The organism is Streptomyces sp. NPDC057939 (genome assembly GCF_042887545.1).
GTDB lineage: Bacteria > Actinomycetota > Actinomycetes > Streptomycetales > Streptomycetaceae > Streptomyces.
Genome location: NZ_JBHVPG010000040.1, coordinates 1 through 16,545, shown reverse-complemented (window position 1 = coordinate 16,545; position 16,545 = coordinate 1). Strand labels below are relative to the sequence as shown.

Annotated in this window: 15 protein-coding genes and 1 riboswitch; of the genes, 14 read left to right on the top strand and 1 reads right to left on the bottom strand. The window is 72.2% G+C overall.

The window, feature by feature from the left end:
* Positions 1-89: 89 nt before the first annotated feature.
* The 5 genes from ACFVS6_RS31540 (at position 90) to ACFVS6_RS31520 (ending at position 4,999) form a co-directional block, all read left to right on the top strand.
* Positions 90-461: a YraN family protein gene (locus ACFVS6_RS31540; protein WP_389709226.1), complete on the top strand. Its 372-nt coding sequence runs from the start codon at positions 90-92 to the stop codon at positions 459-461.
* Entirely contained in the window at positions 461-2,086 is a 1,626-nt protein-coding gene (locus tag ACFVS6_RS31535) for a YifB family Mg chelatase-like AAA ATPase (protein ID WP_389709224.1), read from the top strand. The genes ACFVS6_RS31540 and ACFVS6_RS31535 overlap by 1 nt, the downstream gene beginning before the upstream one ends.
* Before the next feature lie 38 nt (positions 2,087-2,124).
* A complete protein-coding gene (gene dprA, locus ACFVS6_RS31530) occupies positions 2,125-3,324 on the top strand; it encodes a DNA-processing protein DprA (RefSeq protein ID WP_389709311.1) in 1,200 nt (399 codons plus the stop codon).
* Between the two features lie 209 nt (positions 3,325-3,533).
* Positions 3,534-4,370 carry an RNA polymerase sigma factor WhiG gene (gene whiG / locus ACFVS6_RS31525; protein ID WP_389709222.1) on the top strand — a complete coding sequence of 279 codons (837 nt, stop codon included), beginning with the start codon at positions 3,534-3,536 and terminating at the stop codon, positions 4,368-4,370.
* Between the two features lie 71 nt (positions 4,371-4,441).
* Positions 4,442-4,999, top strand: a complete 558-nt coding sequence (locus ACFVS6_RS31520; RefSeq protein WP_389709309.1) for a TetR/AcrR family transcriptional regulator — start codon at positions 4,442-4,444, stop codon at positions 4,997-4,999.
* 262 nt (positions 5,000-5,261) lie between these two features.
* On the opposite strand, the gene ACFVS6_RS31515 is transcribed toward ACFVS6_RS31520, so the two are convergent.
* Positions 5,262-6,386 (bottom strand): peptidoglycan DD-metalloendopeptidase family protein, encoded by a 1,125-nt coding sequence (locus tag ACFVS6_RS31515; protein WP_389709220.1) that lies wholly within the window; start codon positions 6,384-6,386, stop codon positions 5,262-5,264.
* Between the two features lie 251 nt (positions 6,387-6,637).
* On the opposite strand from ACFVS6_RS31515, the gene rpsB reads away from it, so the two are divergent.
* The 9 genes from rpsB (at position 6,638) to ACFVS6_RS31470 (ending at position 16,525) form a co-directional block, all read left to right on the top strand.
* Entirely contained in the window at positions 6,638-7,549 is a 912-nt protein-coding gene (gene rpsB / locus ACFVS6_RS31510; RefSeq protein WP_389709218.1) for a 30S ribosomal protein S2, read from the top strand.
* 135 nt (positions 7,550-7,684) lie between these two features.
* A complete protein-coding gene (tsf, locus tag ACFVS6_RS31505) occupies positions 7,685-8,521 on the top strand; it encodes a translation elongation factor Ts (protein WP_281207364.1) in 837 nt (278 codons plus the stop codon).
* 163 nt (positions 8,522-8,684) lie between these two features.
* Positions 8,685-9,464: a UMP kinase gene (gene pyrH / locus ACFVS6_RS31500; RefSeq protein WP_281207363.1), complete on the top strand. Its 780-nt coding sequence runs from the start codon at positions 8,685-8,687 to the stop codon at positions 9,462-9,464.
* A 95-nt stretch (positions 9,465-9,559) separates the two neighbouring features.
* Entirely contained in the window at positions 9,560-10,117 is a 558-nt protein-coding gene (gene frr, locus ACFVS6_RS31495; protein ID WP_389709308.1) for a ribosome recycling factor, read from the top strand.
* Positions 10,117-11,193 (top strand): phosphatidate cytidylyltransferase, encoded by a 1,077-nt coding sequence (locus ACFVS6_RS31490; RefSeq protein WP_389709216.1) that lies wholly within the window; start codon positions 10,117-10,119, stop codon positions 11,191-11,193. Before frr ends, ACFVS6_RS31490 begins: the two co-directional genes overlap by 1 nt.
* Before the next feature lie 157 nt (positions 11,194-11,350).
* Complete coding sequence (gene rlmN / locus ACFVS6_RS31485; RefSeq protein WP_281207361.1) at positions 11,351-12,463, top strand: 23S rRNA (adenine(2503)-C(2))-methyltransferase RlmN; 1,113 nt, start codon at positions 11,351-11,353, stop codon at positions 12,461-12,463.
* A gap of 65 nt (positions 12,464-12,528) precedes the next feature.
* Positions 12,529-12,638: riboswitch (TPP riboswitch) on the top strand.
* Positions 12,639-12,723: 85 nt separating this feature from the next.
* Positions 12,724-13,824, top strand: a complete 1,101-nt coding sequence (locus ACFVS6_RS31480) for a thiamine ABC transporter substrate binding subunit (RefSeq protein WP_389709214.1) — start codon at positions 12,724-12,726, stop codon at positions 13,822-13,824.
* 56 nt (positions 13,825-13,880) lie between these two features.
* Positions 13,881-15,497 carry an ABC transporter permease gene (locus tag ACFVS6_RS31475; RefSeq protein ID WP_389709213.1) on the top strand — a complete coding sequence of 539 codons (1,617 nt, stop codon included), beginning with the start codon at positions 13,881-13,883 and terminating at the stop codon, positions 15,495-15,497.
* A complete protein-coding gene (locus ACFVS6_RS31470; RefSeq protein ID WP_389709212.1) occupies positions 15,497-16,525 on the top strand; it encodes an ABC transporter ATP-binding protein in 1,029 nt (342 codons plus the stop codon). Before ACFVS6_RS31475 ends, ACFVS6_RS31470 begins: the two co-directional genes overlap by 1 nt.
* Positions 16,526-16,545 lie beyond the last annotated feature (20 nt).

The window sequence follows — 16,545 nt, the reverse complement described above, 5'->3', positions numbered from 1 at the left end:
GAGGGGGTTTTCCACAACCGTCCGCCTGTCCACCAAGATCCACACGGTGGGCGGGGACGCGGGATCTTCGGTGCCGGAGGTGGTGCCGGATGAACGCGAAGGGCGTGGCACAGCAGGCGTTGGGGCGGTACGGCGAGGACCTCGCCGCGCGGGCGTTGACCCGGGCGGGGATGACGGTGATCGCGCGGAACTGGCGTTGCCGGGGCGGCGAGGTCGACATCGTCGCGCGGGACGGGGACGCCCTCGTCGTGTGCGAGGTCAAGACGCGGCGCGTGGGGAACTTCGAACACCCCATGGCCGCGGTCCGGGCGGCCAAGGCCGCGCGACTGCGCTGGCTCGCCGAGCGCTGGCTCACCGACCACGGGGGACCGCCGCCCGGCGGAGTACGGATCGACCTGGTCGCGGTCCTGCTGCCGCAGCGCGGTGCGCCCGTGGTGGAGCACGTGCGGGGGGTGGCCTGATGGGGTTCGCCCGGGCCTGTTCCGTGGCCCTCGTGGGCGTCGAGGGCGTGGTCGTGGAGGTCCAGGCCGACCTGGAGCCGGGGGTCGCGGCGTTCACGCTGGTCGGGCTCCCCGACAAGACGCTGGTGGAGAGCCGGGACCGGGTGCGGGCCGCCGTGGTCAACTCCGGTGCCCAATGGCCGCAGAAGAAGCTCACCGTGGGGCTCAGCCCGGCGTCCGTCCCGAAGGCCGGAGCCCATTTCGACATCGCCGTCGCCGTGGCGGTCCTGGGTGCCGCCGAGGTGATCGACCCCTCCGTCATCGCCGACCTCGTCCTCATCGGGGAACTCGGTCTCGACGGCCGGGTCCGTCCCGTCCGCGGCATCCTGCCGGCGGTGCTCGCCGCCGCGGAGGCCGGCTACCGGCAGGTGGTGGTGCCCCAGCAGTGCGCCGCGGAGGCCTGCCTCGTCCCGGACGTGTCGGTGCTGGGCGTGCGGAGCCTGCGGCAACTGATCGCGGTGCTGACCGACGCGGAACCGCCCGAGGAGGAGCCGCCCGACCGGGCGGGGCGGCCCGACGCCATGCTCGCGGGCCTCGCCCTCCCGGGAGCCGGGCTCGGCACGGGTCTGGCACGGAGCGCGGGCGACGGCGGGGACCACCCGGACCTCGCCGACGTCGCCGGGCAGCGCGGAGCCCGCCGGGCCCTGGAGGTCGCGGCCGCCGGCGGCCACCACCTGTTCCTGAGCGGGCCCCCGGGCGCCGGGAAGACGATGCTGGCCGAGCGGATCCCCTGGATCATCCCGCCCCTCACCCGGCAGGACTCCCTGGAGGTGACCGCCGTGCACTCGGTCGCGGGAATCCTGCCGCCCGGGGAACCCCTCGTCGGCAGGGCCCCGTACTGCGCCCCGCACCACTCCGCGACCATGCAGTCCCTCGTCGGGGGCGGGGCCGGGATCCCCCGGCCCGGGGCGGTGTCCCTGGCCCACCGGGGCGTGCTGTTCCTGGACGAGGCCGCCGAGTTCAGTGCCAAGGCCCTCGACGCCCTGCGCCAGCCCCTGGAGGCCGGGCACGTGGTCATCGCCAGGGCCGCGGGCGTGGTGAGGTTGCCGGCCCGGTTCCTGATGGTCCTCGCGGCCAACCCCTGTCCCTGCGGGCGGCACACCGCGCTCGGATCCGGCTGCGAATGTCCACCCTCACTGGTCCGGCGCTACCAGGCCCGGCTGTCCGGACCCCTCCTCGACCGGGTGGACCTGCGGGTCCGGGTGGAGCCGGTCACCCGATCCGACCTCCTCGGCGGCAGCGGCCGGGGCGAGACCAGCGCCGTCGTCGCGGATCGGGTCCGGGAGGCCCGCGAGCGGGCCGCCGCCCGGCTCACCGACACGCCCTGGAAGCTCAACAGCGAAGTCCCCGGGTACGAGTTGCGGACCCGCTGGCCCGCCGGACCGGGCGCCCTGGCGGCGGCCGAGCGGGACATGGAGCGCGGACTGCTCACCGCCCGGGGCTTGGACCGGGTGCTGCGGGTCGCCTGGACCGTGGCCGACCTGCGGGGGCGGGACCGCCCCGACTCGCTGGACGCGGCCGTCGCGCTGGAACTGCGCACCGGGATCGCCCGGGGCGCGGTGCTCGCCGAGGGGGTGGCGCCGTGACCGCCGACGGACCCGACGCGCCCGACGCGCCCGACGGGCTGGACGCGGCGGACGGGCTGGGCACGGCGCACGGGCACGATGCGGAAACGCTGGCCCGGGCCGCGCTGACCCGGGTGCTGGAACCCGGGGACGAACGCGGCGGGCGCTGGCTCCGGGACATGGGCGCCGTCGGGCTGATGCGGCTGCTGACCGGCCCGGTGCGGGAGGCGGCCGCCCTGACCGGAGCGGGGCCCGAACGGCTCGCGGGATACCGAGGGCGGGCCGTCGCCGCCGATCCCCGACGCGACCTCGCGGAGGCCGCGGAGGCCGACTGCAGGTTCGTCCGCCCCGGATCCCCGGAGTGGCCGACCCAGCTCGACGACCTCGGCGACGCGCGCCCCGTCGGCCTGTGGCTGCGGGGCAGGCCCAACCTGCGGACCTGGGTCCTGCGTTCGGTCGCCGTCGTCGGGGCCCGCGCCTGTACCCCGTACGGGGCGCACATGGCGCAGACCCTGGCCGCGGGGCTCTCGGAGCGCGGCTGGGTCGTGGTGTCCGGGGCGGCGTACGGGATCGACGCCGCCGCCCACCGCGGCGCGCTCGCCGCGGGCGGCGCCACCGCGGCGGTGCTGGCCTGCGGGGTGGACGTGGCCTACCCGCGCGGGCACGCGGAGCTGCTCGGCCGGATCGGCGACCAGGGACTCGTCCTCGGCGAACTGCCGCCGGGCAGCCATCCCACCCCGAGCAGGTTCGTGCTGCGCAACCGCGTCATCGCCGCCCTCACCAGGGGCACCGTCGTCGTGGAGGCGGCCCACCGCAGCGGCTCGCTGGTCACGGCGCGGCGGGCCATGCAGCTCGGCCGCCTGACCATGGGCGTCCCGGGTCCCGCGACCAGCGGGCTGTCGGGAGGGGTGCACGAACTCCTGCGCGGCGAGGGGCTGCTGGTGACGGACGCCGCCGAGGTCGTCGAACTGGTCGGCGCCATCGGGGAGCTGGCACCCGAGCGCCGCGGCCCGGTACTCGCCCGCGACCTCCTGAACCGTGGCACCGCACGGGTGCTCGAAGCCCTGCCCGCCGGCCGGCCCGCGGACCTCGACGCGATCTCCCTCGCCGCGGGCGTCGGTACCGATGAAGTCATCGGCAGACTGTACGAACTTCACTCCCTGGGGTTCGTCGAACGGCAGGGCGACGCTTGGCAGTTGACCAGGCCGGGGCCGGGAGAGGGGGCGCAATCGGGAGCCGCCCGGCGAGGCGGTCGTTGACCTGGGGCGTTCCGGTGAAAGAGTGACGGCGATGAGAGACGCGGTCTTCCCGGTGGCAACCGCCGGGGCCGAGCGCCAGGCGCCGGTCCCGGGCCGCCCGCGCGAGTCCGGGCGCCCCGGCGGCCCCGTGCCATCCCGTACTCTTCGCGCACCGCGACACTTCCGTCACGCTACGCTCCCAAGGAATCCCGCTCCGGCAAAGGCGAAGCATGCCCCAGCACACCTCAGGGTCCGACCGCGCTGCGGTGCCCCCCGCTGCTCGTGGCAGCGTGCGGTCCACCGCGCCCTCGTCCCTGGAGGTCCTCTGGCGCTCATACAAGGACTCGGGTGACGAGCGGCTGCGGGAGCAGCTGATCCTGCACTACTCGCCGCTGGTGAAGTACGTGGCCGGCCGGGTCAGCGTGGGTCTGCCGCCCAACGTGGAGCAGGCCGACTTCGTCTCCTCCGGGGTCTTCGGCCTGATCGACGCGATCGAGAAGTTCGACATCGAGCGTTCCATCAAGTTCGAGACGTACGCGATCACCCGGATCCGCGGCGCGATGATCGACGAACTCCGGGCGCTGGACTGGATCCCGCGCTCCGTACGACAGAAGGCGCGGGCCGTGGAGCGCGCGTACGCCACGTTGGAGGCGCAGCTGCGGCGCACCCCCACCGAGGGCGAGGTCGCCGCGGAGATGGGCATCGCGGTGGAGGAACTCCACACGGTGTTCAGCCAGTTGTCCCTGGCCAACGTGGTGGCCCTGGAGGAGTTGCTGCACGTCGGGGGCGAGGGCGGTGACCGCCTCTCACTGATGGACACCCTGGAGGACCACGCCGCCGACAACCCGGTGGCGGTGGCCGAGGACCGGGAGTTGCGGAGGCTGCTCGCCCGCGCCATCAACACCCTGCCGGAGCGGGAGAAGACGGTGGTGACCCTCTACTACTACGAGGGCCTCACGCTCGCCGAGATCGGCAACGTCCTGGGCGTCACCGAGAGCCGGGTCAGTCAGATCCACACCAAATCGGTCCTCCAGCTGCGCGCGAAGCTGGCCGATGTCGGCCGCTGAGCCGAACAGCCCGTGATGACCTCGCAGAACCTCCGTAGAGTGGTCACGTGCCCAGGATTCGAGCGGCCTCCGTGGCCGAGCACCGGTCGATGCAGCGCGGCGCCCTGTTGGACGCCGCGCGTTCCCTGCTGTCCGAAGGCGGGACGGAGGCGCTGACCTTCCCCGCCCTCGCGGAACGCACCGGCCTCGCCCGGTCGTCCGTGTACGAGTACTTCCGCTCGCGCGCGGCTGTCGTCGAAGAGCTCTGCGCCGTGGACTTCCCCGTCTGGGCCGCCGAGATCGAAGCCGCGATGGAGGCGGCGCAGACGCCGGAGGCGAAGATCGAGGCGTACGTGCGCAGTCAGCTGGGACTGGTCGGGGACCGGCGACACCGGGCGGTGGTGGCGATCTCCGCGAGCGAGCTCGACGCGGGCGCGCGGGAGAAGATCCGCGCCGCGCACGGCGGCCTGGTGGCGATGATCGTCGAGGCGCTGGCGGCGCTCGGGCAGAACGAGCCGCGATTGGCCGCGATGCTGCTGCAGGGCGTCGTCGACGCGGCCGTCCGGCGGATCGAGCTCGGCGCCGCGGAGGACCCCGTCGTGGTCACGGACGCTGCTGTCGCCATGGCCCTGCGGGGCGTGCGCGGCTGATCGCCCGGGCGGGGGCCCGCTCCCCGACCCACCGGTTCGGGCCGGGGCGCCCGGCCCGTGGCCCCGGTTCGCCGGCCGCGGTCGAGACCTTCGGCTCGGCAGCGCGATCCGCCGGCAAGGGTGGGGCCAGGCCATGGCCGGGCGGCGCTCACGGGGGCTCAGGTCCGGTCCGGGGTTCCCGTCCCCTGTTCCCTGTTCCCCGTTCCCCGTCTTCGGTCTCCGCCGGTCCGGATCGACGTCATGACGGGTGGCCGTGACCGGGTCAATGCCCCGGCCCCCTTGCGGCCGACGGCCGACGGCCGACGGCCGACACCCCGGGCCACCGGCCGCCGTTCGGCTCCGGCCCCCTTGCGGCCGATGGTCGCCCCCACCCGGGCCGCCGGCCGTCGTCCGGCCCCGACCCCGCTCGCCGCTGCGGCGCGGGGCGGCGCTGCCGGGTTCGCGGTTCGGCGCGGGGGCGTGCGCGGAACCCCGTCCGCCGGCCTGTGGCCCGCGAAGTCACGGCGGACCGGTGTCGGTCGGTGCCGGGCGGGGAGGAGTCGCTGCCCGTGTCGGCCGCGAGGTGTCCTCCCGGTCGGGCGGGCGAGCCCTCGTCCGTCGGGGCCTTCGGGGCCGGCGTGGGTGTCGGTCCCTCGGGGCCCGTCGTGGTCGGGAGCAGTCGGGGCGTCGGGCGGGGGAGCAGGGCGAGCGGGTTGCGGTAGAGGTCCTCGCCCGCGAGCAGGCCCCAGTGCAGGCAAGGGGTCGCGCAGTGGGAGCCCTCGGTGAGGACCGCCACGACCTGGCCCGCCTCCACCGCCTCGCCCTCCGCGACCAACGGCCGGACCGGCTCGTAGGTGGTGCGCAGGCCGCCCGGGAGGGTGAGCGAGAGGACCCCGCGGCCTGCCACCGGCCCCGCGTGGTGCACCCGACCCGGGCCGACGGCGCGCAGCTCCGCGCCGACCGGGGCGGCCAGGTCGACACCCCGGTGCCCGGCCGCGTACGGGGTCGGCGGCGGGTCCCACCAGCGCAGCACGGACAGCGGCGCGGGCAGGGGTCGGCCACCGGGGGCCGCCCCCCGGGTTCCGGCCGGGCGCACGGGGCCGCCGTCCGCCGGGCCGGCGGCCCCGGCAGGGGGCGAGGCCGGCGGGCGGTCCGGCGGGGCGGGGGCGGAGGGCGCGGGGTGGGCGGCCGCGGGGACGGGCCGCGGGAGGAGCGCCGGGTGACCCCTCGGGGTGTGGCCTCCCGTCGGGGTCGGGGCGCGGGTCTCCGGGGCCGGGGCCCGTGGCTCCGGCAGCGGGTGGACGGCCGCGGCGAGGGCCCCGGGGCGGGGCGGCAGCGGGGCCCGTACCGCCGGTGCGAGGGGCAGGGACGTCAGGGCCACGAGCAGGATGAGCAGCAGTTTCGTCATGTCGCACAGGGTCCCGCCACCGGGGCTCGACGCGTCCGTGCCTGTGGACGGCAGCGGGGGTGTGGACAACGGCGTCACCCGGCATACCACCGGGTCCCGTACACTTCTTGTGGCGATCCGGGTCACCGGGTCGACTTCGCACGCCCCAGCACCGACCCGTACCAGGTCGGGTGAAAGCGCCTCTCGGTCCCTCTTCGGGGCAGGGCGCGTCGGGGCGTCAGGAACCAAACCGAGAAACCAAGGAGATGGCCATGGCCGTCGTAACGATGCGGGAGCTGCTGGAAAGCGGCGTCCACTTCGGTCACCAGACCCGTCGCTGGAACCCGAAGATGAAGCGCTTCATCTTCACGGAGCGCAACGGCATCTACATCATCGACCTGCTCCAGTCGCTGTCGTACATCGACCGCGCCTACGAGTTCGTGAAGGAGACCGTCGCGCACGGTGGCTCCATCATGTTCGTCGGTACGAAGAAGCAGGCCCAGGAGGCCATCGCCGAGCAGGCGACCCGCGTTGGCATGCCGTACGTCAACCAGCGGTGGCTCGGTGGCATGCTCACCAACTTCTCCACCGTCTACAAGCGCCTCCAGCGTCTGAAGGAGCTTGAGGCGATCGACTTCGAGGACGTCGCGGCCTCGGGTCTCACCAAGAAGGAGCTCCTGGTCCTCTCTCGCGAGAAGATCAAGCTGGAGAAGACCCTCGGTGGTATCCGCGAGATGTCGAAGGTTCCCAGCGCCGTCTGGATCGTCGACACCAAGAAGGAGCACATCGCCGTCGGTGAGGCGCGCAAGCTCCACATCCCGGTCGTCGCGATCCTCGACACCAACTGCGACCCCGACGAGGTCGACTACAAGATCCCGGGCAACGACGACGCGATCCGCTCCGTCACCCTGCTCACCCGCGTGATCGCCGACGCCGTCGCCGAGGGCCTCATCGCCCGTTCCGGTGCCGCCACCGGTGACTCGAAGCCGGGCGAGAAGGCCGCCGCCGAGCCGCTCGCCGAGTGGGAGCGCGACCTGCTCGAGGGCGAGAAGAAGGCCGACGACACCGAGGCCCCCGCGGCCGAGGCCGTTGTCGAGGCTGACGCTGCCGCCGAGGCCCCCGCGGCCGAGGCCGTCGCCGAGCCCGTCGTCGAGGCTCCGGCCGCCGACGCCGAGCAGGCCTGACCCTCTGAGAGAGCCCGGCGTTCATCCGCCGGGCACTCGCAGCACGGACGATGACGGCGGGGGAGCCGCGCCACGAGCGCGACTCCTCCGCCGTTCACCCGTAGATCTACGACTTCGAGAGAGAATCACAGACTCATGGCGAACTACACCGCCGCTGACGTCAAGAAGCTCCGCGAGCTCACCGGCGCCGGCATGCTGGACTGCAAGAACGCGCTCGTCGAGGCCGACGGTGACGTCACCAAGGCCAACGAGATCCTGCGCGTCAAGGGCCTGAAGGGTGTCGCCAAGCGCGAGGGCCGTTCCGCCGAGAACGGTGCCGTCACCTCCCTGATCGCCGCCGACGCCACCTCCGGTGTGCTGCTCGAGCTCAAGTGCGAGACCGACTTCGTCGCCAAGAGCGAGAAGTTCCTGGTCGTCGCCGACCAGCTCGCCGCCCACGTGGCCGCCACCTCCCCGGCGGACATCGAGGCGCTGCTGGCGTCCGAGATCGAGGCCGGCAAGACCGTCCAGGCGTTCGTGGACGAGGCCAACGCCAACCTCGGCGAGAAGATCGTCCTGGACCGCTTCGCGCAGTACCAGGGTGCCTTCGTGGCTTCCTACATGCACCGCACCATGCCCGACCTGCCCCCGCAGATCGGTGTCCTGGTCGAGCTGGACAAGGCCGACGCCGACCTGGCCAAGGGCATCGCCCAGCACATCGCCGCGTTCGCGCCGAAGTACCTGACCGCCGACGAGGTTCCGGCCGACGTCGTCGAGTCCGAGCGCCGCGTCGCCGAAGAGGTCACCCGCGCCGAGGGCAAGCCCGAGGCCGCGATCGCCAAGATCGTCGAGGGTCGCGTCAACGGCTTCTTCAAGGACGTCACGCTCCTGGGCCAGCCGTACGCGCTGGACAACAAGAAGTCCGTCCAGAAGGTTCTGGACGAGGCCGGTGTCACCCTGAAGCGCTTCGCGCGCATCAAGGTCGGCATCTGAGTCCGTCCGTAAGCGACGGACACCGGACCCCGATAGGGTCTGAAGCAGTCGTCCGCGCACGCGCGAGGCGACCGCAGATCTGACGAGGAGGCCATTGCCGAAGAGGGAACCCGCGAGGACCCACCGGCAATGGCCTTCTTCGTATGTGCACGAGGAGATCTCCATGAATCAGGGCGTGGACCCCCACACCGCTTCCGACGACAAGAGCGACCACGGCAAGAAGGGTCGCCGCTTCATGCTGAAGCTGTCCGGCGAAGCCTTCTCCGGCGGCGGCGGGCTGGGCGTCGACCCTGACGTCGTGCACGCCATCGCCCGTGAGATCGCGGCCGTGGTCCGTGACGGCGCGGAGATCGCGATCGTCATCGGCGGCGGCAACTTCTTCCGCGGCGCCGAGCTGCAGCAGCGCGGCATGGACCGCGCGCGGTCCGACTACATGGGCATGCTCGGCACCGTCATGAACTGCCTCGCCCTCCAGGACTTCCTGGAGAAGGAGGGCATCGACAGCCGGGTCCAGACCGCCATCACCATGGGTCAGGTCGCGGAGCCGTACATCCCGCTCCGTGCCGTCCGGCACCTGGAGAAGGGCCGCGTCGTCATCTTCGGCGCCGGCATGGGCATGCCCTACTTCTCCACCGACACCACGGCCGCCCAGCGCGCCCTGGAGATCGACGCCGAGGCCCTCCTCATGGGCAAGAACGGTGTCGACGGGGTCTACGACTCCGACCCGAAGACCAACCCGGACGCGGTGAAGTTCGACGCGCTGGAGTACAGCGAGGTGCTGTCCCGGGACCTCAAGGTCGCCGACGCCACCGCCATCACGCTGTGCCGCGACAACCGACTCCCGATCCTGGTCTTCGAACTCCTCGCCGAGGGCAATATCGCCCGCGCCGTCAAGGGTGAGAAGATCGGCACGCTCGTGAGCGACCAGGGCACCCGGGCCTGAGCGTTCCGTGACCGGGTCGTCCACCGGCCCGGTCCGGGCGGCCCGACCCGCCCCGCCCGCCCGAACCATCCATATCTGACATGCAGGAGCACGTGGTGATCGAAGAAATCCTCCTCGAAGCCGAGGAGAAGATGGAGAAGGCAGTCCTCGTGGCGAAGGAAGACTTCGCCGCGATTCGCACGGGCCGTGCGCACCCGGCGATGTTCAACAAGATCGTGGCGGACTACTACGGTGCCATCACGCCCATCAACCAGCTCGCGTCCTTCGCGGTTCCCGAGCCGCGCATGGCCATCGTGACGCCGTTCGACGCGTCGGCGCTGCGCAACATCGAGCAGGCGATCCGCGACTCCGACCTCGGGGTCAACCCGAGCAACGACGGCCGCATCATCCGGGTGACCTTCCCCGAGCTGACGCAGGACCGCCGCAAGGAGTACATCAAGGTCGCCAAGAACAAGGCCGAGGACTCCAAGGTCTCCATCCGGTCCGTGCGCCGCAAGGCCAAGGACGCCCTTGACAAGCTCGTCAAGGACAAGGAGGCCGGCGAGGACGAGGTGCGCCGCGCCGAGAAGGAGCTCGACGACACCACCGCGAAGTACGTCGCGCAGGTGGACGAGCTGCTGAAGCACAAGGAATCCGAGCTCCTAGAGGTCTGATGAACGACTCTCCCTGGGCCACGGAGCCGGTTCCGGCGGGTCCCGCATACGATGCGCTGGTGGGCCCGCACACTCGGCCCATGCCCATCGTGCCCGATGCCGCCGGCCGTGCCTTCGACGACCGGGAAGCACGCGATCGGGGGGCCGCCTTCGCGGGCGCCCCCCCGCTCCGCGCCGAGACGCCGTTGCAGGAGCCCATGCCCAGCCCTCCGCCTCCGCCTTCGCAGGCACCGCAGGACGCCTCCCCGCCGCCGCAGAAGAAGCGCGCGGGGCGGGATCTGCGTGCCGCCATAGGGGTCGGCGTCGGCCTCGGAGCGGTGATCTTCGCCTCGCTGTTCATCGTCAAGGCCGTCTTCGTCGGTGTCGTCGTCGTCGCGGTCGTGGTGGGCCTGTGGGAGCTCACCTCCCGGCTCCAGGAGAAGAAGGGCATCAAGGCGCCGCTCGTCCCGCTCGCGGTCGGTGGCGCCGCCATGGTCATCGCCGGCTACGTCCGCGGGGCCGAGGGCGCCTGGGTCGCCATGGCCCTGACCGCGCTCGCGGTCCTGGTGTGGCGGATGACGGAACCGCCCGAGGACTACCTCAAGGACGTCACCGCCGGCGTGTTCGCGGCGTTCTACGTGCCGTTCCTCGCCACCTTCGTCACGATGCTGCTCACCGCGGACGACGGCCCGCAGCGCGTGGTCACGTTCCTGGTCCTGACCGTCGTCAGCGACACCGGGGCCTACGCGGTGGGCTGGCGCTTCGGCAAGACCAAGCTGGCGCCGCGCATCAGCCCCGGGAAGACCCGTGAAGGACTGTTCGGCGCCGTGGCCTTCGCGATGGCCGCGGGCGCGCTGTGCATGGAGTTCCTGATCGAGGAGGGCTCCTGGTGGCAGGGCCTGATCCTCGGTCTGGCCGTTGCGGTCAGCGCGACCCTGGGCGACCTGGGCGAGTCGATGATCAAGCGGGACCTGGGCATCAAGGACATGGGCACGCTGCTGCCGGGTCACGGCGGCATCATGGACCGGCTCGACTCGCTCCTGCCGACCGCCCCCGTCGTGTGGCTGCTGCTGGCGGCCTTCGTCGGCACCGGTTGATCCACCCGCCGGTCCACGGCTGATCACCGGCCGATCCTCCGCCCCCCCGCGGTACCGGGGCGGCATCGGAGGAAAAGCTCCGGTCGGGCGGGGCGGTTACTCTTGAAGGGCGCGCTGCTTCTGCGGCGCGCCTTTCGTCTTACAAGGAGTACCTGCCATGGCCCGCCCCGTTCCGGGAGAGCTCACCTTCGTCGCCCCTCGTGGGGTCAAGAAGCCGCCCCGGCACCTCGCCGACCTCACCCCGGCCGAGCGCCGGGAGGCGGTGGCCGCGATCGGCGAGAAGCCGTTCCGGGCCAAGCAGCTCTCCCAGCACTACTTCGCCCGCTACGCCCACGACCCGGCGGAGTGGACCGACATCCCCGCGGCCTCCCGCGAGAAGCTCCAGCAGGAGCTGCTGCCCGACCTGATGAACGTTCTGCGGCACATCAGCTGCGACAACGACACCACCCGCAAGACCCTGTGGAAGCTGCACGACGGCACGCTCGTCGAGTCCGTGCTGATGCGCTACCCCGACCGGGTCACGATGTGCATCTCCTCGCAGGCCGGCTGCGGCATGAACTGCCCGTTCTGTGCCACCGGCCAGGCCGGCCTGGACCGCAACCTCTCCACCGCCGAGATCGTGCACCAGATCGTCGACGGCATGCGCGCCCTGCGCGACGGAGAGGTACCGGGCGGCCCGGCGCGCCTGTCGAACATCGTCTTCATGGGCATGGGCGAGCCGCTCGCCAACTACAACCGCGTCGTCGGCGCCATCCGTCGCCTCACCGACCCGGAGCCCGATGGCCTCGGCCTGTCGCAGCGCGGGATCACCGTCTCCACCGTCGGCCTGGTCCCGGCCATGCTCCGGTTCGCCGACGAGGGCTTCAAGTGCCGCCTGGCGGTCTCGCTGCACGCCCCCGACGACGAGCTGCGCGACACCCTCGTCCCGGTGAACACCCGCTGGAACGTCCGCGAGGTCCTGGGCGCGGCCTGGGAGTACGCCGAGAAGTCCGGTCGCCGGATCTCCATCGAGTACGCCCTGATCCGCGACATCAACGACCAGGCCTGGCGCGGTGACCTGCTCGGCAAGCTGCTCAAGGGCAAGCGGGTCCACGTCAACCTGATCCCGCTGAACCCGACCCCGGGCTCGAAGTGGACCGCCTCGCGGCCCGAGGACGAGAAGGCGTTCGTCGAGGCCATCGCCCGCCACGGCGTGCCGGTGACCGTCCGCGACACCCGCGGTCAGGAGATCGACGGTGCGTGCGGCCAGCTGGCCGCCTCGGAGCGATAAGGCCGAAATTCGGCCATGGTCGATCACATTCGGCCGCAGGGGTACCCTGTGGCCGAACCAATTTCATATTCCGACAGGGGAGCGCCACAGCGCTGAGAGTGCGGTATCCGTCATCCGCAGACCCTCTGAACCTCGCCCCGGTCATTCGGGGTAGGAAGTTCGGTCACCACTCATGCTGTTGCGCCCTGCCCGGCGTCCGCTCTCGCAGAGCGCCGGGCAGGGCCGCGTCTTCTCCTGGTCATCCCAGGAGGAATCAACCAGTGAGCACCACCAAGAAGATCGCGGGCGCCGCGCTCGCGGCCGCGCTCGGCGTCACCACGCTCAGTGCCTGCGGCGGCGGCGACGCCAACGACAAGACCGCCGGCGCGAGCGACGCCCCCAAGTCCAAGACGGTCACGCTCGTCTCCCACGACTCCTTCAACGTGACCGACTCGGTCCTGAAGGAGTTCGAGCAGCAGAGCGGTTACACCGTCAAGCGGCTGAAGTCCGGGGACGCGGGCACGGCGCTCAACCAGGAGATCCTCACCAAGGGCTCCCCGCGCGGCGACGTCTTCTTCGGTGTCGACAACACGCTGCTCTCGCGGGCCCTCGACAACGGGATCTTCACCCCGTACCAGGTCAAGGGCATGGACGGGATCAAGACCGAGTTCATGCTCGACCCGCAGCACCGCGTCACGCCGATCGACTCCGGTGACGTCTGCGTCAACTACGACAAGCAGTACTTCGCCGACAAGAAGATCGCCCCGCCGCAGACGCTGGACGACCTGATCAAGCCGGAGTACAAGAACCTGCTGGTCACGGAGAACGCCGCGACCTCCTCGCCGGGTCTCGGGTTCCTCCTCGCCTCCGTCGGCAAGTACGGCGAGGACGGCTGGAAGGACTACTGGAGCAAGCTCAAGGCCAACGGCGTCGAGGTCGTCGACGGCTGGGAGCAGGCATACAACGAGCGCTTCTCGGGCTCCGCGGGCGGCAAGAAGGCCAAGGGCGACCGTCCGCTGGTCGTCTCCTACGCCTCCAGCCCCCCGGTCGAGGTGCTCTACGGCGAGCCGCAGCCGGCCGAGGCCCCCACGGGCGTCTCCACCGGGACCTGCTTCCGCCAGGTCGAGTTCGCGGGCCTGCTGAACGGGGCGAAGAACCCCGAGGGCGGCAAGGCGCTCCTCGACTTCCTGGTGAGCAAGAAGTTCCAGGAGGACATGCCGCTCCAGATGTTCGTGAACCCGGTGGTCAAGGACGCGCAGCTGCCGGAGATCTTCACGAAGCACGGCGTGGTGATCGACAAGCCGGAGAACGTCACCCCGGACGCCATCGCCAAGAACCGTGAGCAGTGGGTCAAGGCATGGTCCTCGCTCGTCGTGAAGTAGGACGCGGGAGCTCCCCGAAGGAGAACGGGCGCGCCACCGCCGTCAGGCTCGGCCTGATGGCGGTGCCGCTCGTCTTCTTCGGGCTGTTCTTCGCCTACCCCGTGGCGGCGATCGTCGGCCGCGGACTCAAGACGGACTCCGGCTGGCAGTTCGGCCGGATCGGCGAGGTCCTGGCCCGGCCCGACATCGCCGACGTGCTGTGGTTCACCACCTGGCAGGCCCTCGCCTCCACGCTGCTCACCCTGCTGATCGCGTTGCCCGGGGCGTACGTCTTCGCGCGCTTCGAGTTCCCCGGCAAGCAACTGCTGCGCGCGGTCGTCACCGTTCCGTTCGTGCTGCCGACGGTGGTCGTCGGCACGGCCTTCCTGGCGCTGGTCGGGCGCGGCGGTCTGCTGGACGAGCTGTGGGGCGTCCGCCTCGACACCACCGTCTGGGCGATCCTGCTGGCGCACGTCTTCTTCAACTACGCCGTGGTCGTCCGTACGGTCGGCGGGCTCTGGGCCCAGCTCGACCCCCGTCAGGAGGAGGCGGCCCGCGTCCTCGGCGCGGGACGCTTCGGGGCCTGGCTCCGGGTGACGCTGCCGGCGCTCGGGCCCGCGGTCGCCGCCGCCTCGCTGATGGTCTTCCTGTTCACCTTCACCTCCTTCGGCGTCGTGCAGATCCTGGGCGGTCCCGCGTACTCCACCCTGGAGGTGGAGGTCTACCGGCAGACCGCGCAGCTGCTGGACCTGCCGACGGCCGCCGTCCTGACGATGGTGCAGTTCGTCGCGGTCGGCGCGATCCTCGCCCTGCACGCCTGGACCGTGCGCCGGCGGGAGACCGCGCTGCGGCTGGTCGACCCGGCGGGCACGGCGCACCGGCCGCGCGGCTGGGCCCAGCGGAGCCTGCTCGGCGGGGTGCTGCTGACGGTGGCGCTGCTGATCGTGCTGCCTCTGGGCGTACTCGTCGAACGGTCCTTCGACGCCCCCGGCGGCTACGGGTTCGGCTTCTACCGGGCCCTGCAGGACGCGGGCTCCGGTGGCGGAACGTTCCTCGTGCCGCCGCTGGAGGCCATCGGGAACTCACTGCGCTACGCCTTGGCCGCCACCGCCATCGCCCTGTTCATCGGTGGCCTCGCCGCCGCCGCGCTGACCCGGCGCGGCGGGCGCTTCGTGCGCGGCTTCGACGCGCTGCTGATGCTCCCGCTCGGGGTGTCCGCCGTGACCGTCGGCTTCGGCTTCCTGATCACCATGGACGAACCCCCGCTGGACCTGCGGACCTCCTGGATCCTGGTGCCGCTCGCGCAGGCGCTCGTCGGGGTGCCCTTCGTCGTACGGACCATGCTGCCGGTGTTGCGGGCGGTGGACGGACGGCTGCGGGAGGCCGCGGCCGTGCTGGGCGCCTCACCGCTGCGGGCCTGGCGCGAGGTGGACCTGCCGCTGGTGCGGCGGGCGCTGCTGATCGCGGCGGGCTTCGCGTTCGCGGTGTCCCTCGGCGAGTTCGGGGCGACCGTCTTCATCGCCCGGCCGGACAGCCCGACCCTGCCCGTGGCCGTCGCCCGGCTGCTGGGACGGGCCGGTGAGCTGAACTACGGGCAGGCCATGGCCCTGAGCACGATTTTGATGCTGGTGTGCGCGGTGTCCCTGCTGGTGCTGGAGCGGCTGCGCCCCGACAAGACCTCGGGAGAGTTCTGATGACCCTGCTCCGCCTCGAAGGGGTGACGGTCCGCTTCGGCGGGCGCGCGGTCGTGGACGCCGTCGACCTGGAGGTCGCCGAGCACGAGATCGTGTGCGTGCTCGGGCCGAGCGGGAGCGGCAAGTCCACCCTGCTGCGGGTGGTGGCCGGCCTCCAGCGGATGTCGGCCGGCCGGGTCCTGCTGGCCGGGGCCGACCAGGACGCGGTGCCCGTCCACCGGCGGGGCGTCGGGCTGATGTTCCAGGACCACCAGCTGTTCCCGCACCGCGACGTCGGCGGGAACGTCGCCTTCGGCCTGCGGATGCGCGGCTCCGCGAAGAAGGCCTACGAGGGCCAGGTCGCCGAGCTGCTGGAGCTGGTCGGGCTCCCCGGAGCCCAGGGCCGGGCCGTGGCCTCGTTGTCCGGGGGCGAGCAGCAAAGGGTCGCGCTGGCCAGGGCGTTGGCCCCGTCGCCGCGGCTCCTGATGCTGGACGAGCCGCTGGGCCAGCTGGACCGGGGGCTGCGCGAGCGGCTCGTCGTCGAGCTCCAGGGGCTCTTCTCCCGGCTGGGCACGACCGTGCTGGCGGTGACCCACGACCAGGGGGAGGCCTTCGCGCTGGCCGACAGGGTCGTGGTGATGCGGGACGGGCGGATCGCCCAGACGGGCACCCCGCTGGAGGTGTGGCAGCGGCCCGCGTCGGAGTTCGTCGCCAGGTTCCTCGGCTTCGAGAACGTGGTCCCGGCGACCGTGACGGCGGGGGGCGCCGCCACCCCGTGGGGCAAGGTCCCCGTACCGGCGGGATCGGCGGAGGGCGAACGGCAGCTGCTGATCAGGCCCGCCGGGGTGCTCCTGCGGGAGGAGGGGCTGCGCTGCGAGGTGCTGTCCCGCACCTTCCGCGGCACGCACGTCGCGCTGTCGCTGCGGCCCGAGGCAGGGCCCGTCCTGGAGGCCGAATGCGGGCTGGCCGGGGCGCCGGCGGTGGGCGACCGGGTGTCGGTGGCTTTCTCCCCGGCAGAGGTGGTCGTACTGCCGACGGGGACCGGCTGAACCCCGGCAGGAAGCGGCGG